General features: G+C 60.3%; 12 protein-coding genes. All 12 read right to left on the bottom strand.

Going from position 1 to position 13910, the window contains the following annotated elements; translation table 11 throughout:
• Positions 1–10: 10 nt before the first annotated feature.
• Positions 11–1864, bottom strand: a complete 1854-nt coding sequence (gene nuoL, locus N8H71_RS26325) for an NADH-quinone oxidoreductase subunit L (protein WP_262196222.1) — start codon at positions 1862–1864, stop codon at positions 11–13.
• On the bottom strand, positions 1861–2169 hold the full coding sequence (gene nuoK / locus N8H71_RS26320; RefSeq protein WP_003180046.1) for an NADH-quinone oxidoreductase subunit NuoK: 309 nt from the start codon (positions 2167–2169) through the stop codon (positions 1861–1863). Before nuoK ends, nuoL begins: the two co-directional genes overlap by 4 nt.
• 3 nt (positions 2170–2172) lie before the next feature.
• Positions 2173–2673, bottom strand: a complete 501-nt coding sequence (gene nuoJ, locus N8H71_RS26315; RefSeq protein ID WP_007951462.1) for an NADH-quinone oxidoreductase subunit J — start codon at positions 2671–2673, stop codon at positions 2173–2175.
• A 9-nt stretch (positions 2674–2682) separates the two neighbouring features.
• Complete coding sequence (gene nuoI / locus N8H71_RS26310) at positions 2683–3231, bottom strand: NADH-quinone oxidoreductase subunit NuoI (RefSeq protein WP_007951461.1); 549 nt, start codon at positions 3229–3231, stop codon at positions 2683–2685.
• An 11-nt stretch (positions 3232–3242) separates the two neighbouring features.
• On the bottom strand, positions 3243–4250 hold the full coding sequence (gene nuoH, locus N8H71_RS26305; protein WP_007951460.1) for an NADH-quinone oxidoreductase subunit NuoH: 1008 nt from the start codon (positions 4248–4250) through the stop codon (positions 3243–3245).
• Positions 4247–6961, bottom strand: a complete 2715-nt coding sequence (gene nuoG / locus N8H71_RS26300; RefSeq protein ID WP_262196221.1) for an NADH-quinone oxidoreductase subunit NuoG — start codon at positions 6959–6961, stop codon at positions 4247–4249. The genes nuoH and nuoG overlap by 4 nt, the downstream gene beginning before the upstream one ends.
• Positions 6962–7097: 136 nt before the next feature.
• Positions 7098–8453 (bottom strand): NADH-quinone oxidoreductase subunit NuoF, encoded by a 1356-nt coding sequence (nuoF, locus tag N8H71_RS26295; RefSeq protein WP_064597744.1) that lies wholly within the window; start codon positions 8451–8453, stop codon positions 7098–7100.
• A complete protein-coding gene (gene nuoE / locus N8H71_RS26290; protein ID WP_003223804.1) occupies positions 8450–8947 on the bottom strand; it encodes an NADH-quinone oxidoreductase subunit NuoE in 498 nt (165 codons plus the stop codon). The genes nuoF and nuoE overlap by 4 nt, the downstream gene beginning before the upstream one ends.
• Positions 8948–8949: 2 nt before the next feature.
• Complete coding sequence (gene nuoC, locus N8H71_RS26285; RefSeq protein ID WP_179694430.1) at positions 8950–10734, bottom strand: NADH-quinone oxidoreductase subunit C/D; 1785 nt, start codon at positions 10732–10734, stop codon at positions 8950–8952.
• Positions 10735–10803: 69 nt separating this feature from the next.
• On the bottom strand, positions 10804–11478 hold the full coding sequence (locus N8H71_RS26280) for a NuoB/complex I 20 kDa subunit family protein (RefSeq protein WP_007951456.1): 675 nt from the start codon (positions 11476–11478) through the stop codon (positions 10804–10806).
• Between the two features lie 10 nt (positions 11479–11488).
• On the bottom strand, positions 11489–11902 hold the full coding sequence (locus tag N8H71_RS26275; protein ID WP_003223812.1) for an NADH-quinone oxidoreductase subunit A: 414 nt from the start codon (positions 11900–11902) through the stop codon (positions 11489–11491).
• A gap of 644 nt (positions 11903–12546) precedes the next feature.
• A complete protein-coding gene (gene aceA, locus N8H71_RS26270) occupies positions 12547–13872 on the bottom strand; it encodes an isocitrate lyase (RefSeq protein WP_011334956.1) in 1326 nt (441 codons plus the stop codon).
• Positions 13873–13910 lie beyond the last annotated feature (38 nt).

The following is a 13910-nucleotide window of genomic DNA, read 5'->3' as shown; positions in this document are numbered from 1 at the left end:
AAGGTTCATATCAGACCGCTACCAGCACGACAGCGCCGATGACCAACACGGCACCAGCAGCCATCGAAGCAGCGTACCAACGCAGTTGACCGGTTTCGGTACGGCTCAAGGCAGTGTGACCACCCTTGGCCATGCGCGGGATCAGACCGATGGTCTGGTCGAGCGGGTCTTTGCGCAGCATGTGGCTGATCGCAAGGTACGGCTTCACGAACAGTTTGTCGTAGATCCAGTCGAAGCCCCAGGCAGCGAACCACCAGGCCGAAAGGAAACGGCCGATGCCGCTGTTGGCGATCGCGGTCACGAAGCGACGCTTGCCGAGGAACAGCAGGGCCGCCAGCAGGATACCGGCCAGGGCGATGGCGCCCGAGGCGATTTCCAGACTGTGCTTGGCTTCGCCACCGGCATGGCCAACGCTTTCAGGCAGTACGCCGTGCAGCGGTGGAACGATCATGGCGCCGACGAAAGTCGACAGCACGATCAGCACCGACAGCGGCAGCCAGTGAGCGATGCCGTGACCGGCGTGGGCTTCGGTCTTGGCTTCACCGTGGAACGTGATGAAGATCAGGCGGAAGGTGTACAGCGACGTCATGAATGCGCCGACCAGACCTGCGTAAAGCAGACCGTGGTTGCCGCTGGCGAACGCTTCCCAGAGGATTTCGTCCTTGGAGTAGAAACCTGCGGTCACCAGCGGCAGGGCGGCCAGAGCGGCACCACCGACGATGAAGCTGGCGTAGGCCAGCGGCAGTTTCTTCCACAGGCCGCCCATCTTGAAGATGTTCTGCTCGTGGTGGCAGGCAACGATCACCGCACCGGAGGCAAGGAACAGCAGGGCCTTGAAGAAGGCGTGGGTCATCAGGTGGAAGATCGCGCCTTCCCAGGCGCCAACGCCCAGCGCCAGGAACATGTAGCCGATCTGGCTCATGGTCGAGTAGGCGAGGATACGTTTGATGTCGGTTTGAACCAGTGCGGCAAAACCGGCCAGTACCAGCGTCACACCGCCGACGATGCCGACCAGGTGCAGGATGTCCGGCGCCAGGGCGAACAGACCGTGGGTACGGGCGATCAGGTAGACACCCGCAGTCACCATGGTTGCAGCGTGGATCAGTGCCGAAACCGGGGTAGGGCCGGCCATCGCGTCCGCCAGCCAGGTTTGCAGCGGCAGTTGAGCCGATTTACCCACCGCACCGCCCAGCAGCATCAGGGTCGCCAGTACGATCCAGAAATCACCGACCTTGAAGTGCTCAGGCGCCTTCACCAGCAGTTCCTGGACGTTCAGCGTGCCCAGTTGCTGGAACAGGATGAACAGGCCGATCGCCATGAACACGTCGCCGATACGGGTGACGATGAAGGCTTTGAGTGCTGCGTTACCGTTGTTGCGGTTGCTGTAGTAGAAACCGATCAACAGGTACGAGCACAGGCCCACGCCTTCCCAACCGAAGTAGATGAACAGCAGGTTATCGCCCAGGATCAGGAACAGCATGCTGGCGATAAACAGGTTGGTGTACGAGAAGAAGCGCGAGTAACCGTCTTCGCCACGCATGTACCAGGAGGCGAACAGGTGGATCAGGAAGCCGACACCGACGACCACACCGAGCATGGTCACGGACAGACCATCCAGGTACAGCGCGAAGTCAGGCTGGAAACCTTCCACCGACATCCAGCGCCACAGCACCTGGGTGTAGACGCCACCTTCCGGTGGAGCGACGTTGAATTGCCAGATCACGTAGGCCGCGACGATGGCAGACAGGCCGATGGAGCCGACACCGATCAGCGCCGACAGGTTTTCCGAGAAGCGGCCGCGCGAGAACGACAGCAACAGGAACCCGATCAGAGGGAATACGAAAGTCAGAAAGAGTAGGTTCATCCGCGCATCTCACTGGCAGCGTCGATATCGAGCGTGTGGAAGCGGCGATACAGTTGCAGCAGGATCGCCAGGCCAATACTGGCTTCGGCGGCTGCAAGGCTGATCACCAGGATGAACATGATCTGTCCATCCGGTTGCGCCCAGCGGGCGCCCGCAACGATGAAGGCCAGTGCAGAGGCGTTCATCATCACTTCCAGACTCATCAACACGAACAAAATGTTGCGGCGGACCATCAGGCCGACCAGACCAAGGCAGAACAGGATGCCGGCGACGGCTAAACCATGTTCGAGAGGGATAGCAGGCATGTCTTACTCCTTCGCCTCGTTACGGCCCAAATGGAACGCCGTGACGGCTGCAGCAAGCAGCAGCATCGAGGCGAGTTCGACCACCAGCAGATACGGACCGAACAGGCTGATGCCCACGGCTTTTGCATCGACGGTGGTGTGGCCGATGGCCTGACCGCTCTGGTGAGCGAACAGCACATACAGCAGTTCGGCCAGCAGCAGGGCGGCGAGAATCACCGGCCCCGCCCAGATCCCGGGCTTGAGCCAGGTGCGTTCCTGCTGAACCGAGGCGGGACCGAGGTTCAGCATCATCACCACGAACACGAACAGCACCATGATGGCGCCAGCGTAGGCGATCACTTCCAGCACGCCGGCGAACGGAGCGCCGAGTGCGAAGAAGGTCATGGCCACGGCGATCAACGAAATGATCAGGTAGAGCAGGGCGTGCACAGGATTGGTGTTGGTGACCACACGCAGTGTGGACACAACAGCGATACCCGATGCGAAATAGAAAGCGAATTCCATCGTTCTTCCTTAAGGCAGCAAGCTCTTCACGTTGATCGGCTCGGCTTCGTTTTGTGCGGCGCCTTTCGGCTTGCCCGCAACGGCCATACCTGCAACACGATAGAAGTTGTAATCAGGGTTTTTGCCGGGGCCGGAGATCAGCAGATCTTCTTTCTCGTACACCAGGTCCTGACGTTTGAACTCGGCCATCTCGAAATCCGGGGTCAGCTGGATTGCGGTGGTCGGGCAGGCTTCCTCGCAGAGACCGCAGAAAATGCAGCGCGAGAAGTTGATACGGAAGAAGTCCGGGTACCAGCGACCGTCTTCGGTTTCAGCTTTCTGCAGCGAGATGCAACCCACCGGGCAGGCCACGGCGCACAGGTTGCAGGCAACGCAGCGTTCTTCGCCATCGGGGTCGCGGGTCAGGACGATGCGGCCACGGTAGCGTGGTGGCAGGTAGACCGGCTCCTCCGGGTATTGCAGGGTGTCGCGCTTGCGAAAGCCATGGCCGAAGACCATGACCAGGCTGCGCAACTGGGTACCGGTACCCTTAACGATGTCGCCAATATATTTGAACATGGGTCAAATCCTCACTGAACCGCAACCGCAGGCGTGTTCCACAACACGATTGCAGCGGTCACCAGCAAATTGATCAGGGTCAGTGGCAGGCAGAATTTCCAGCTGAAATCCATCACCTGGTCATAACGCGGACGCGGGATGGAAGCGCGCAGCAGGATGAACAGCATGATGAAGAACGCGGTCTTCAGTGCGAACCAGACGAAGGACAGTTGCGGCAGGATGCCGAACGGACCGTGCCAGCCACCGAAGAACAGGGTGACCAGCAGCGCCGAGATCAGGATGATGCCGATGTATTCACCGACGAAGAACATGCCCCATTTCATACCGGCGTATTCAATGTGGTAACCGTCGGCCAGTTCCTGTTCCGCTTCCGGCTGGTCGAACGGGTGACGGTGAGTCACGGCCACGCCAGCGATGAAGAAGGTACAGAAGCCGAAGAACTGCGGAATGATGAACCACAGGTTCTGCGCCTGGTACTCGACGATGTCGCGCATGTTGAACGAGCCGACCTGCACCACGATGCCCATCAGGGCCAGGCCCATGAACACTTCGTAGGACACGGTCTGCGCCGAGGCACGCAAGCTGCCCAGCAGGGCGAACTTGTTGTTACTCGACCAGCCGGCGAACAGCACCGCGTAGACCGAGAGACCAGCCATGGCGAAGAAGAACAGCAGGCCGATGTTCAGATCCGCCACGCCCCAGGTCGGGGTGATCGGGATGATCGCGAACGCGATCAGCAGGGCGGACATGGCCACCACCGGCGCCAGGGTGAAAATCACCTTGTCGGCAAACGGCGGGGTCCAGTCTTCCTTGAAGAACATCTTCAGCATGTCGGCCGCGATCTGGAACATGCCGAACGGGCCAACGCGGTTCGGACCGTAACGGTCCTGCCACCAGCCCAGCAGGCGACGCTCGACAAAGCTGAGCAACGCGCCTGCGACCACCACAGCCAGCAGGATCACGATGGCCTTGATGACCGTCAGGATCACATCGATCACTTCAGGGGTGAACCAGGTCATTGCGCTGCCTCCTGCAGACCATCAACGGATACGCCGGCGAATGCCGGTGGAATGCCGGCGATGCCCGCAGGCAATGCCACCAGACCTGCGCCCAGTTCTTCATTGATACGCAGCGGCAGACGCAGAGTCTGGCCAGCGACGTTAAGGCTCAGCAGAGCACCGTCGTTGACGCCCAGGCGATCGGCTTCGGACTTGGCCAGTGCAACATAGGCGGCCGGGATACGTTCCTGAACCGGAGCGGCTTTCGAAGAGTTCTCTTCGCTGCCGAACAGGTGGAAGAACGGCACGGCTTGCCAGGTGCCCGGCGCCGGGTTGAATGCGCGTGGAGCAGCAGCAAACCAGTTCAGCGAATCACCGTTGCTTTCGATCAGGCGAGTGCCCGGATCGCCAGCGCGCAGGTGACCACCGACCTCGTCCTGGAACTTGTTCCAGGCTTGCGGCGAGTTCCAGCCCGGCGACCAGGCGAACGGCACTTGCGAGCGCGGTTCGGCGGAGCCCGAGTAACCTTCCATCGAGAAGGCGAACGCGGTGTCCTTGTCTTGCGGGGTGCGTGGTTCGTGAACGCTGATGTCGGCGCGCATCGCGGTGCGACCGGAATAACGCAGCGGCTCACGGGCCAGTTTCAGACCCTTGATGCGGAACGAGGCGGACGGCGCGGCGTCGACGATACGGGCCAGTTGCCCGGTGCTCGAAGCAACGGCAGCGGTGACGTGGTCGAGTTGCGTCCAGTCGATCGGCTGGTTCAGCAGGGTGGCGCGCAGGGCGTGCAGCCAGCGCCAGCCTTCGTGGACCAGAATGCTCGCGTCCATGTATTGCGGGTCGAAAACCTGGAAGAAGCGCTGGGCGCGACCTTCCTGGCTGACCAGCGTACCGTCGCCTTCAGCGAAGCTGGCGGCTGGCAGAACCAGATGCGCGCGGTCGCTGGTGGCGGTCTTCTGATGGTCGGCAACGATCACTACTTTCGCAGTGTTCAGAGCCGCATCGACCTTGGCCTTGGCGGTGCGGGTATACAGATCGTTTTCCAGCACGACGATGGCGTCTGCCTTGCCGTCGATGACCGCTTGCAGCGCTGCATCGACCGATTCGCCACCGAGCATGGCCAGGCCGAGGCTGTTGGCTTCCGGCACGATCAGGCTGATCGAACCGTTCTTCTCACGCAGCTTCAGGGCCTTGGCGATGTTTGCAGCGGCTTCGATCAAGGCTTTGGAGCCCAGCGAAGTACCGGCGATGATCAGCGGGCGCTTGGCCGCGAGCAGGGCGTCGGCGATGCGCTTGGCCAGTTCCAGGGCTTCGGCGTCCAGGCCTTCAACGGCCGGTGCGCTGGCGTCCAGGGCGTGAGCCACGGCGAAACCGATGCGGGCCAGATCGTCTGGAGCGGCGTGTACACACTCTTCGGCGATGTCGTCGAGTTTGGTTTCAGCCAGGCTGGCGATGAACAGCGGGTTCAGCTCGTGCTGACCGATGTTCTTCACCGCGGCGTCGAGCCAAGGCTGGACGCGCATGGCTTCGGCCATGTCTTCGGCCTTGCCTTTGACCGACTGACGCAGGGCCAGGGCCATGCGGGCGGCGGTCTGGGTCAGGTCTTCACCGAGGACGAACACGGCGTCGTGGTCTTCGATGTCGCGCATGTTCGGCACTGGCAGCGGGCTGTCTTTCAGCACTTGCAGGACCAGACGGATGCGTTCCAGCTCGGAGGCTTCGATACCGGAGTAGAAGTGCTCGGCGCCGACCAGTTCACGCAACGCGTAGTTGCTTTCGAGGCTGGCACGCGGCGAACCGATACCGACGATGTTGCGACCACGCAGCAGGTCGGCGGCTTTGTCCAGCGCGTCGTCCAGGCTCAGCTTGGTGCCGTCGGCCAGCAGCGGCTGACGTGGACGGTCGGTGCGGTTGACGTAGCCATAGCCGAAACGGCCACGGTCGCACAGGAAGTATTGGTTCACCGAACCGTTGTAACGGTTTTCGATGCGACGCAGTTCGCCGTAACGCTCGCCCGGGGAGATATTGCAACCGCTCGAGCAGCCATGGCAGATGCTCGGCGAGAACTGCATGTCCCACTTACGGTTGTAGCGCTCGGAGTGAGTCTTGTCGGTGAACACACCGGTCGGGCAGACCTCGGTGAGGTTGCCGGAGAACTCGCTTTCGAGGGTGCCGTCTTCAACGCGACCGAAGTACACGTTGTCGTGGGCGCCGTACACACCGAGGTCGGTGCCGCCGGCGTAGTCCTTGTAGAAACGCACGCAGCGGTAGCAGGCAATGCAGCGGTTCATTTCGTGGGAAATGAACGGGCCCAGTTGCTGGTTCTGGTGAGTACGTTTTGTGAAGCGATAACGGCGCTCGTTGTGGCCGGTCATCACGGTCATGTCTTGCAGGTGGCAGTGACCGCCTTCTTCGCACACAGGGCAGTCGTGCGGGTGATTGGTCATCAGCCATTCGACGACACTGGCGCGGAACGCCTTGGATTCTTCATCGTCGATGGAGATCCAGGTGTTGTCGGTGGCAGGGGTCATGCAGGACATGACGATGCGACCACGGGTGTCGTTCTCGTCGGTGTACTGCTTGACCGCGCACTGGCGGCAGGCCCCGACGCTACCAAGCGCGGGGTGCCAGCAGAAATAAGGGATGTCGAGGCCCAGCGACAGACATGCCTGTAACAGGTTGTCTGCCCCGTCGACTTCGAGCGCTTTGCCGTCTACGTGGATAGTGGCCATGGTTCAAAGGTCTTCGTTGGCCCGGTGTCAGCGGGCGTGGCTAATGGAATCTTGTTATCCGTCCGAATCCAGTCAGCCCCGAAAGGCGTCATCGGACGAAAGGCGAAGGGCACGGACCCTTCGCCTTTTTAAGCGTTTACGCGCCGACTGTGATCGGCTTCGCCAGGGGCGGGACGGCGGCGCTTGCAGGCGCGATACCGGCTTCGAACTCTGGACGGAAGTATTTGATGGCACTGCCCAACGGCTCCACGGCACCCGGTGCGTGAGCACAGAAGGTCTTGCCCGGGCCGAGGAAGTTGACCAGACCCAGCAGGGTCTCGATGTCGCCTGGCTGACCGCGGCCTTGTTCGATGGCCATCAGCAGCTTGACGCTCCATGGCAAACCATCACGGCAAGGGGTGCAGAAACCACAGGATTCGCGAGCGAAGAACTGCTCCATGTTGCGCAGCAGGGACACCATGTTGACGCTGTCGTCCACCGCCATGGCCAGGCCGGTACCCATACGGGTGCCCACCTTGGCGATGCCGCCGGCGTACATTTGTGCGTCGAGGTGTTCCGGCAACAGGAAACCGGTACCGGCGCCGCCTGGCTGCCAGGCCTTGAGCTTGTAACCGTCGCGCATGCCGCCGGCGTAGTCTTCGAACAGCTCGCGACCGGTCACGCCGAATGGCAGTTCCCACAGGCCGGGGTTCTTGACCTTGCCGGAGAAGCCCATGAGCTTGGTGCCCATGTCTTCGCTGCCGTCGCGGGCCAACGATTTGTACCAGTCCACGCCGTCGGCGATGATCGCCGGCACGTTGCACAGGGTTTCAACGTTGTTCACGCAGGTCGGCTTGCCCCACACGCCAACGGCGGCAGGGAAGGGCGGCTTGGAGCGCGGGTTGGCGCGGCGGCCTTCGAGGGAGTTGATCAGTGCGGTTTCTTCACCGCAGATGTAACGCCCGGCGCCGGTGTGGACGAACAGCTCGAAATCGAAGCCGCTGCCCAGAATGTTCTTGCCCAGCAGGCCGGCTGCCTTGGCTTCTTCCACGGCACGGTTCAGGTGCTTGGCGGCGGTGGTGTACTCGCCACGCAGGAAGATGTAGCCACGGTAGGTTTTCAGCGCGCGGGCACTGATCAGCATGCCTTCGATCAGCAGATGGGGCAGTTGCTCCATCAGCATGCGGTCTTTCCAGGTGTTCGGCTCCATTTCATCCGCGTTGCACAGCAGGTAGCGGATGTTGATGGATTCGTCCTTTGGCATCAGGCCCCACTTCACGCCAGTGGGGAAGCCTGCACCGCCGCGACCCTTGAGGCCGGCGTCTTTCACGGTCTGGACGATGGCGTCCTGATCCATGTCGGCGAAGGCTTTGCGCGCAGCGGCGTAACCGTTCTTGGCCTGGTACTCGTCGAGCCACACGGCTTCGCCGTCGTCACGCAGGCGCCAGGTCAGCGGGTGAGTCTCGGCCGAACGCTGAATGCGGTTGGCAGGACCGAAAGAGGTCAGGGTCATACGTAGCCCTCGAGCAGTTTGGCGACGCCGGCAGGCTGGACATCGCCAAAGGTGTCGTCATCGATCATCAGCGCCGGTGCCTTGTCGCAGTTGCCGAGGCAGCAGACCGGCAGCAGGGTGAAGCGACCGTCGGCAGTGGTCTGACCCAGGCCGATACCCAGGTTGTTCTGGATCTCGCTGACCACCGACTCGTGGCCGCCGATGTAGCAGACCATGCTGTCGCAGACGCGAATGATGTGACGGCCGACCGGCTGACGGAAGATCTGGCTGTAGAACGTGGCCACGCCTTCAACGTCGCTGGCCGGGATGCCGAGGATCTCGCCGATGGCGTACAGAGCGCCGTCCGGCACCCAGCCGCGTTCTTTCTGAACGATCTTCAGGGCTTCGATCGACGCCGCGCGCGGGTCTTCGTAGTGATGCAGCTCGTGCTCGATGGCCGAGCGCTCGGTTTCACTCAGGGTGAAACGGTCTGTCTGGATAAGCGTGCTGTTCATGCTTAGCGGTCCACGTCGGCCATAACGAAATCGATACTACCCAGGTACGCAATCAGGTCCGCGACCATGCTGCCTTTGATCACCGAAGGGATCTGTTGCAGATGTGGGAAGCTTGGAGTGCGGATCCGGGTACGGTAGCTCATGGTGCCGCCGTCGCTCGTCAGGTAATAACTGTTGATGCCCTTGGTCGCTTCGATCATCTGGAAGGATTCGTTGGCCGGCATGACCGGGCCCCACGAAACTTGCAGGAAGTGCGTGATCAAGGTTTCGATGTGCTGCAGCGTGCGCTCTTTCGGCGGCGGCGTGGTCAGCGGGTGATCCGCCTTGTACGGGCCTTCCGGCATGTTGCGCAGGCACTGGTCGATGATCTTGACGCTCTGGCGCATTTCTTCGACGCGAACCATGCAGCGGTCGTAGGCATCGCCGTTGGCAGCCAGCGGCACTTCGAACTCGAAGTTCTCGTAGCCGGAGTACGGGCGCGCTTTACGCAGGTCGAAGTCGCAACCGGTGGAACGCAGGCCGGCACCGGTGACGCCCCATTCCAGTGCCTCTTTGGTGTTGTACTGGGCAACGCCGATGGTACGACCCTTGAGGATGCTGTTCTGCAGGGCGGCCTTGGTGTATTCGTCGAGGCGCTTTGGCAGCCATTCAACGAAGTCTTTCACCAGTTTTTCCCAGCCGCGTGGCAGGTCGTGGGCGACGCCACCGATGCGGTACCAGGCCGGGTGCAGACGGAAACCGGTGATGGCTTCGATCACCGTGTACGCCTTCTGGCGGTCGGTGAAGGTGAAGAACACCGGGGTCATGGCGCCGACGTCCTGGATGTAAGTACCCAGGAACAGCAGGTGGCTGGTGATCCGGAAGAACTCGGCCATCATGATCCGGATGACGTCGACCTTCTCGGGCACCTTGATGCCGGCCAGCTTCTCGACCGAGAGCACGTACGGCAGGTTGTTCATCACGCCGCCGAGGTAGTCGATACGGTCGGTGTAAGGAATGAAACTGTGCCAGGACTGACGCTCGGCCATCTTCTCGGCACCACGGTGGTGGTAACCGATGTCCGGAACGCAGTCGACGATCTCTTCACCGTCCAGTTGCAGAATGATGCGGAACGCACCGTGAGCCGAAGGGTGGTTCGGACCCAGGTTGAGGAACATGTAGTCCTCGTTCGCCCCGGAACGCTTCATGCCCCAGTCTTCAGGACGGAAACGCGCGGCTTCTTCCTCAAGCTGTTGCTTGGCCAGGTTCAGGCTGAACGGATCGAATTCGGTGGCGCGCGCCGGGAAGTCCTTGCGCAGCGGGTGACCTTCCCAGGTCGGCGGCATCATGATGCGCGACAGGTGCGGGTGACCTTTGAAGTCGATGCCGTACATGTCCCAGACTTCACGCTCGTACCAGTTGGCGTTCGGCCAGATGCTGGTGACGGTCGGCAAGCTGAGGTCGCTCTCGGACAAGGCGACCTTGATCATCACGTCACTATTACGTTCCAGCGACATGAGGTGATAGAACACGGTGAAATCGGCACCGCTCGGCAGCCCTTGACGCTTGGTGCGCAGACGCTCGTCCACGCCGTGCAGGTCATAGAGCATGACGTACGGCTTGGGCAGGTTGCGCAGGAAGGTCAGGACTTCGACGAGTCTGGCGCGAGCCACCCACAGCACCGGCATGCCGGTGCGGGTCGGCTGAGCGGTGAACGCTTCGGCGCCAAAACGGTTGTTCAGTTCGACGACCACATCCTGGTCGTCTGCCTTATAAGGCGGGATGTACAGAGCACTGCCTGTAGTCATGGTTATTTTTTCGCTTTCGGTCAACGTAAAGAATGAAGCCAGCTTCTCGTTTCTTTGAAACAGACTGGATCAGACTTCGTCAGGGCTGCGCAGGTTGGTGACTGCGATTCGCTGTTCGCGGCGCTGTTCCTTCTGCGAAGGCATGTCGGCGCGATAAACGCCTTGATCGCCAACGACCCAGGAAAGTGGGCGACGCTCCTGGCCAATGGATTCCTGCAACAGCATCAAGCCTTGCAGAAATGCTTCTGGACGGGGCGGGCAGCCAGGTACGTAGACGTCAACGGGCAGGAACTTGTCCACCCCCTGAACCACGGAGTAGATGTCGTACATGCCGCCGGAGTTGGCGCACGAACCCATCGAGATCACCCACTTGGGCTCGAGCATCTGCTCGTACAGGCGCTGAATGATCGGCGCCATCTTGATGAAGCAGGTCCCGGCGATAACCATGAAGTCGGCCTGACGCGGTGATGCCCGGATAACTTCGGCGCCGAAGCGCGCGATGTCGTGGGGCGCCGTGAAGGCGGTGGTCATTTCCACGTAGCAGCACGACAGACCGAAGTTGTACGGCCACAGGGAGTTTTTACGTCCCCAGTTGACCGCGCCACTCAGCACGTCTTCCAGCTTGCCCATGAAAATGTTTTTGTGGACTTGATCTTCTAACGGATCGGAAACGGTTTCCCGCTGGCCGATCGGATACTGCTCGTTAGGAGCATCGGGGTCGATTCTGGTGAGATTGTATTGCATTGCCAAAGCCTCATTGTTTCAGCTTCGCCTGCCGCTTGCGACGAGCTTCCGGAGCCCAGTCAAGGGCGCCCACTCGGAACAGGTAGACAAGACCTGCCAACAGAATTGCTATGAAAACGAGAGCTTCGACGAATCCGGTCCAGCCGCTTTCGCGGACGGACACAGACCATGCAAAGAGAAAGAGGGCTTCGATATCGAAGATCACGAAGAGCATCGCGACCAGATAGAATTTGGCTGAGAGCCGCAAGCGGGCGCCACCGGTAGGTAGCATGCCGGACTCGAACGGTTCGTTTTTGCTGCGGCCCCAGGCTTTTGACCCGAGGAGGCTGGAGACACCGAGCATGAAGGCACACAGGCCGACTACACCCAGAAGGAAAATGGCAAAGCCCCAGTTGTGGGCCATGAGTCCTGTCGCTTCGGGCATGCTGGAAATCCTTAACAGAGAGCAAAGGTCTCTGAGCTTGATAAAGAAATAAGGCAGTGACGATATGTCGCAGCAATCAATCGCGCTGATTTTATGGCTAAACACCCGGCAAGTAAAATTCCTATAGCGAAATTATTTATTGGAATAAGGACATAGCGCACCTCGAAGGGCCCGCAGCCCATGCGTTGCGGGCATTAGCCGGGATTTCACGAATTATGTTTTGTAGGAAATGTAACGAACATAGTTGCCGCTAAATGATAATTAATATCGTTTGGAGTGGTTTGGTAACTGTTTAACGGGTCAGTAGTTGGGAAGTTGTCTTATATGCGCGTTACTACAAGTAGCGGCAGCCCCCGTTTTAGCCGATTTTTCTTGCGCTCGTACCGCTCTGGATCAATGTTTTTTTCTCGCAGGTTGAGAAATCTGTGGGAACGAGCCTGCTCGCGAAAACGACGGATCAGTCAGTGCAGTTGCAAACTGACTGAACGCCTTCGCGAGCAGGCTCGCTCCCACATGGAATTTGTAGTGTCTGTGAGATTCCTGCAGGCAAAAAAACGCCCCGAACCAGTCGGGGCGTCAGTTTTTCGGCAGTGCGGTTAGCTTTCTATACGGTCCGCAAAGGCCGTTCGCTCAGGCGAAGTCGATCAGTGGAACTGTTCTTCTTCGGTCGAACCGGTCAGCGCGGTCACCGAGGACGTGCCGCCCTGGATCACGGTGGTCATGTCGTCGAAGTAGCCAGTGCCCACTTCCTGCTGGTGAGCCACGAAGGTGTAACCCTTGGCGGCGTCAGCGAATTCCTGCTCTTGCAGCTTCACGTAGGCAGTCATGTCGTTGCGGGCGTAGTCGTGCGCCAGGTTGAACATGCTGTGCCACATGTTGTGAATGCCGGCCAGGGTGATGAACTGGTGCTTGTAACCCATGGCGGACAGTTCGCGCTGGAACTTGGCGATGGTCGCGTCGTCCAGGTTTTTCTTCCAGTTGAAGGAAGGCGAGCAGTTGTACGACAGGATCTGGTCCGGGTATTCCTTCTTGATCGCTTCGGCGAAACGACGGGCTTCGTCCAGGTCCGGCTTGGCGGTTTCGCACCAGATCAGGTCGGCGTACGGCGCGTAGGCCAGGCCACGGGCGATTGCCTGATCCAGACCTGCACGAACCTTGTAGAAGCCTTCCTGGGTACGGGTGCCAGTCACGAACGGCTGGTCGTACGGGTCGCAGTCGGAAGTCAGCAGGTCGGCAGCGTTGGCGTCGGTACGGGCCAGGATGATGGTCGGTACGCCAGCAACGTCGGCAGCCAGACGAGCAGCGGTCAGCTTCTGTACGGCTTCCTGGGTTGGAACCAGAACCTTGCCGCCCATGTGGCCACATTTCTTCACGGAAGCCAGCTGGTCTTCGAAGTGAACGCCGGCAGCGCCTGCTTCGATCATGCTCTTCATCAACTCGTAGGCGTTCAGTACGCCGCCGAAACCGGCTTCAGCGTCAGCCACGATTGGCGCGAAGTAGTCGATGTAGCCTTCGTCGCCCGGGTTCTTGCCGGCTTTCCACTGGATCTGGTCGGCACGACGGAACGAGTTGTTGATGCGCTTGACCACGGTTGGAACCGAGTCCACCGGGTACAGCGACTGGTCCGGGTACATCGATTCGGCGGAGTTGTTGTCCGCAGCGACTTGCCAGCCCGACAGGTAGATCGCCTGGATACCGGCTTTAACCTGCTGCACAGCCTGGCCGCCGGTCAGGGCGCCCATGCAGTTGACGAAATCTTTCTCTGGGCGGAAGGACGGCTTGGCACCCTGGGTAACCAGGTTCCACAGCTTCTCGGCGCCCATTTTTGCAAAGGTGTGCTCTGGTTGAACCGAGCCACGCAGACGGACGACGTCAGCAGCGGAGTAATTGCGAGTCACGCCTTTCCAGCGCGGGTTTTCAGCCCAGTCTTTTTCAAGGGCTGCAATTTGCTGTTCGCGTGTCAGTGCCATGGAGATAAACCTCGTCGCGTCTTTATGAAAAGTTGTTC

This window comes from Pseudomonas koreensis, assembly GCF_025447595.1.
Classification (GTDB): domain Bacteria; phylum Pseudomonadota; class Gammaproteobacteria; order Pseudomonadales; family Pseudomonadaceae; genus Aquipseudomonas; species Aquipseudomonas koreensis_H.
This window is presented reverse-complemented; position numbering and strand designations above follow the sequence as displayed.

What these genes read in the sequence shown, in the direction of transcription:
- nuoL (WP_262196222.1), bottom strand. Translation starts at nt 1,864, where the DNA reads ATGAACCTACTCTTTCTGACTTTCGTATTCCCTCTGATCGGGTTCCTG.
- nuoK (WP_003180046.1), bottom strand. Translation starts at nt 2,169, where the DNA reads ATGCCTGCTATCCCTCTCGAACATGGTTTAGCCGTCGCCGGCATCCTG.
- nuoJ (WP_007951462.1), bottom strand. Translation starts at nt 2,673, where the DNA reads ATGGAATTCGCTTTCTATTTCGCATCGGGTATCGCTGTTGTGTCCACA.
- nuoI (WP_007951461.1), bottom strand. Translation starts at nt 3,231, where the DNA reads ATGTTCAAATATATTGGCGACATCGTTAAGGGTACCGGTACCCAGTTG.
- nuoH (WP_007951460.1), bottom strand. Translation starts at nt 4,250, where the DNA reads ATGACCTGGTTCACCCCTGAAGTGATCGATGTGATCCTGACGGTCATC.
- nuoG (WP_262196221.1), bottom strand. Translation starts at nt 6,961, where the DNA reads ATGGCCACTATCCACGTAGACGGCAAAGCGCTCGAAGTCGACGGGGCA.
- nuoF (WP_064597744.1), bottom strand. Translation starts at nt 8,453, where the DNA reads ATGACCCTGACCTCTTTCGGTCCTGCCAACCGCATTCAGCGTTCGGCC.
- nuoE (WP_003223804.1), bottom strand. Translation starts at nt 8,947, where the DNA reads ATGAACAGCACGCTTATCCAGACAGACCGTTTCACCCTGAGTGAAACC.
- nuoC (WP_179694430.1), bottom strand. Translation starts at nt 10,734, where the DNA reads ATGACTACAGGCAGTGCTCTGTACATCCCGCCTTATAAGGCAGACGAC.
- N8H71_RS26280 (WP_007951456.1), bottom strand. Translation starts at nt 11,478, where the DNA reads ATGCAATACAATCTCACCAGAATCGACCCCGATGCTCCTAACGAGCAG.
- N8H71_RS26275 (WP_003223812.1), bottom strand. Translation starts at nt 11,902, where the DNA reads ATGCCCGAAGCGACAGGACTCATGGCCCACAACTGGGGCTTTGCCATT.
- aceA (WP_011334956.1), bottom strand. Translation starts at nt 13,872, where the DNA reads ATGGCACTGACACGCGAACAGCAAATTGCAGCCCTTGAAAAAGACTGG.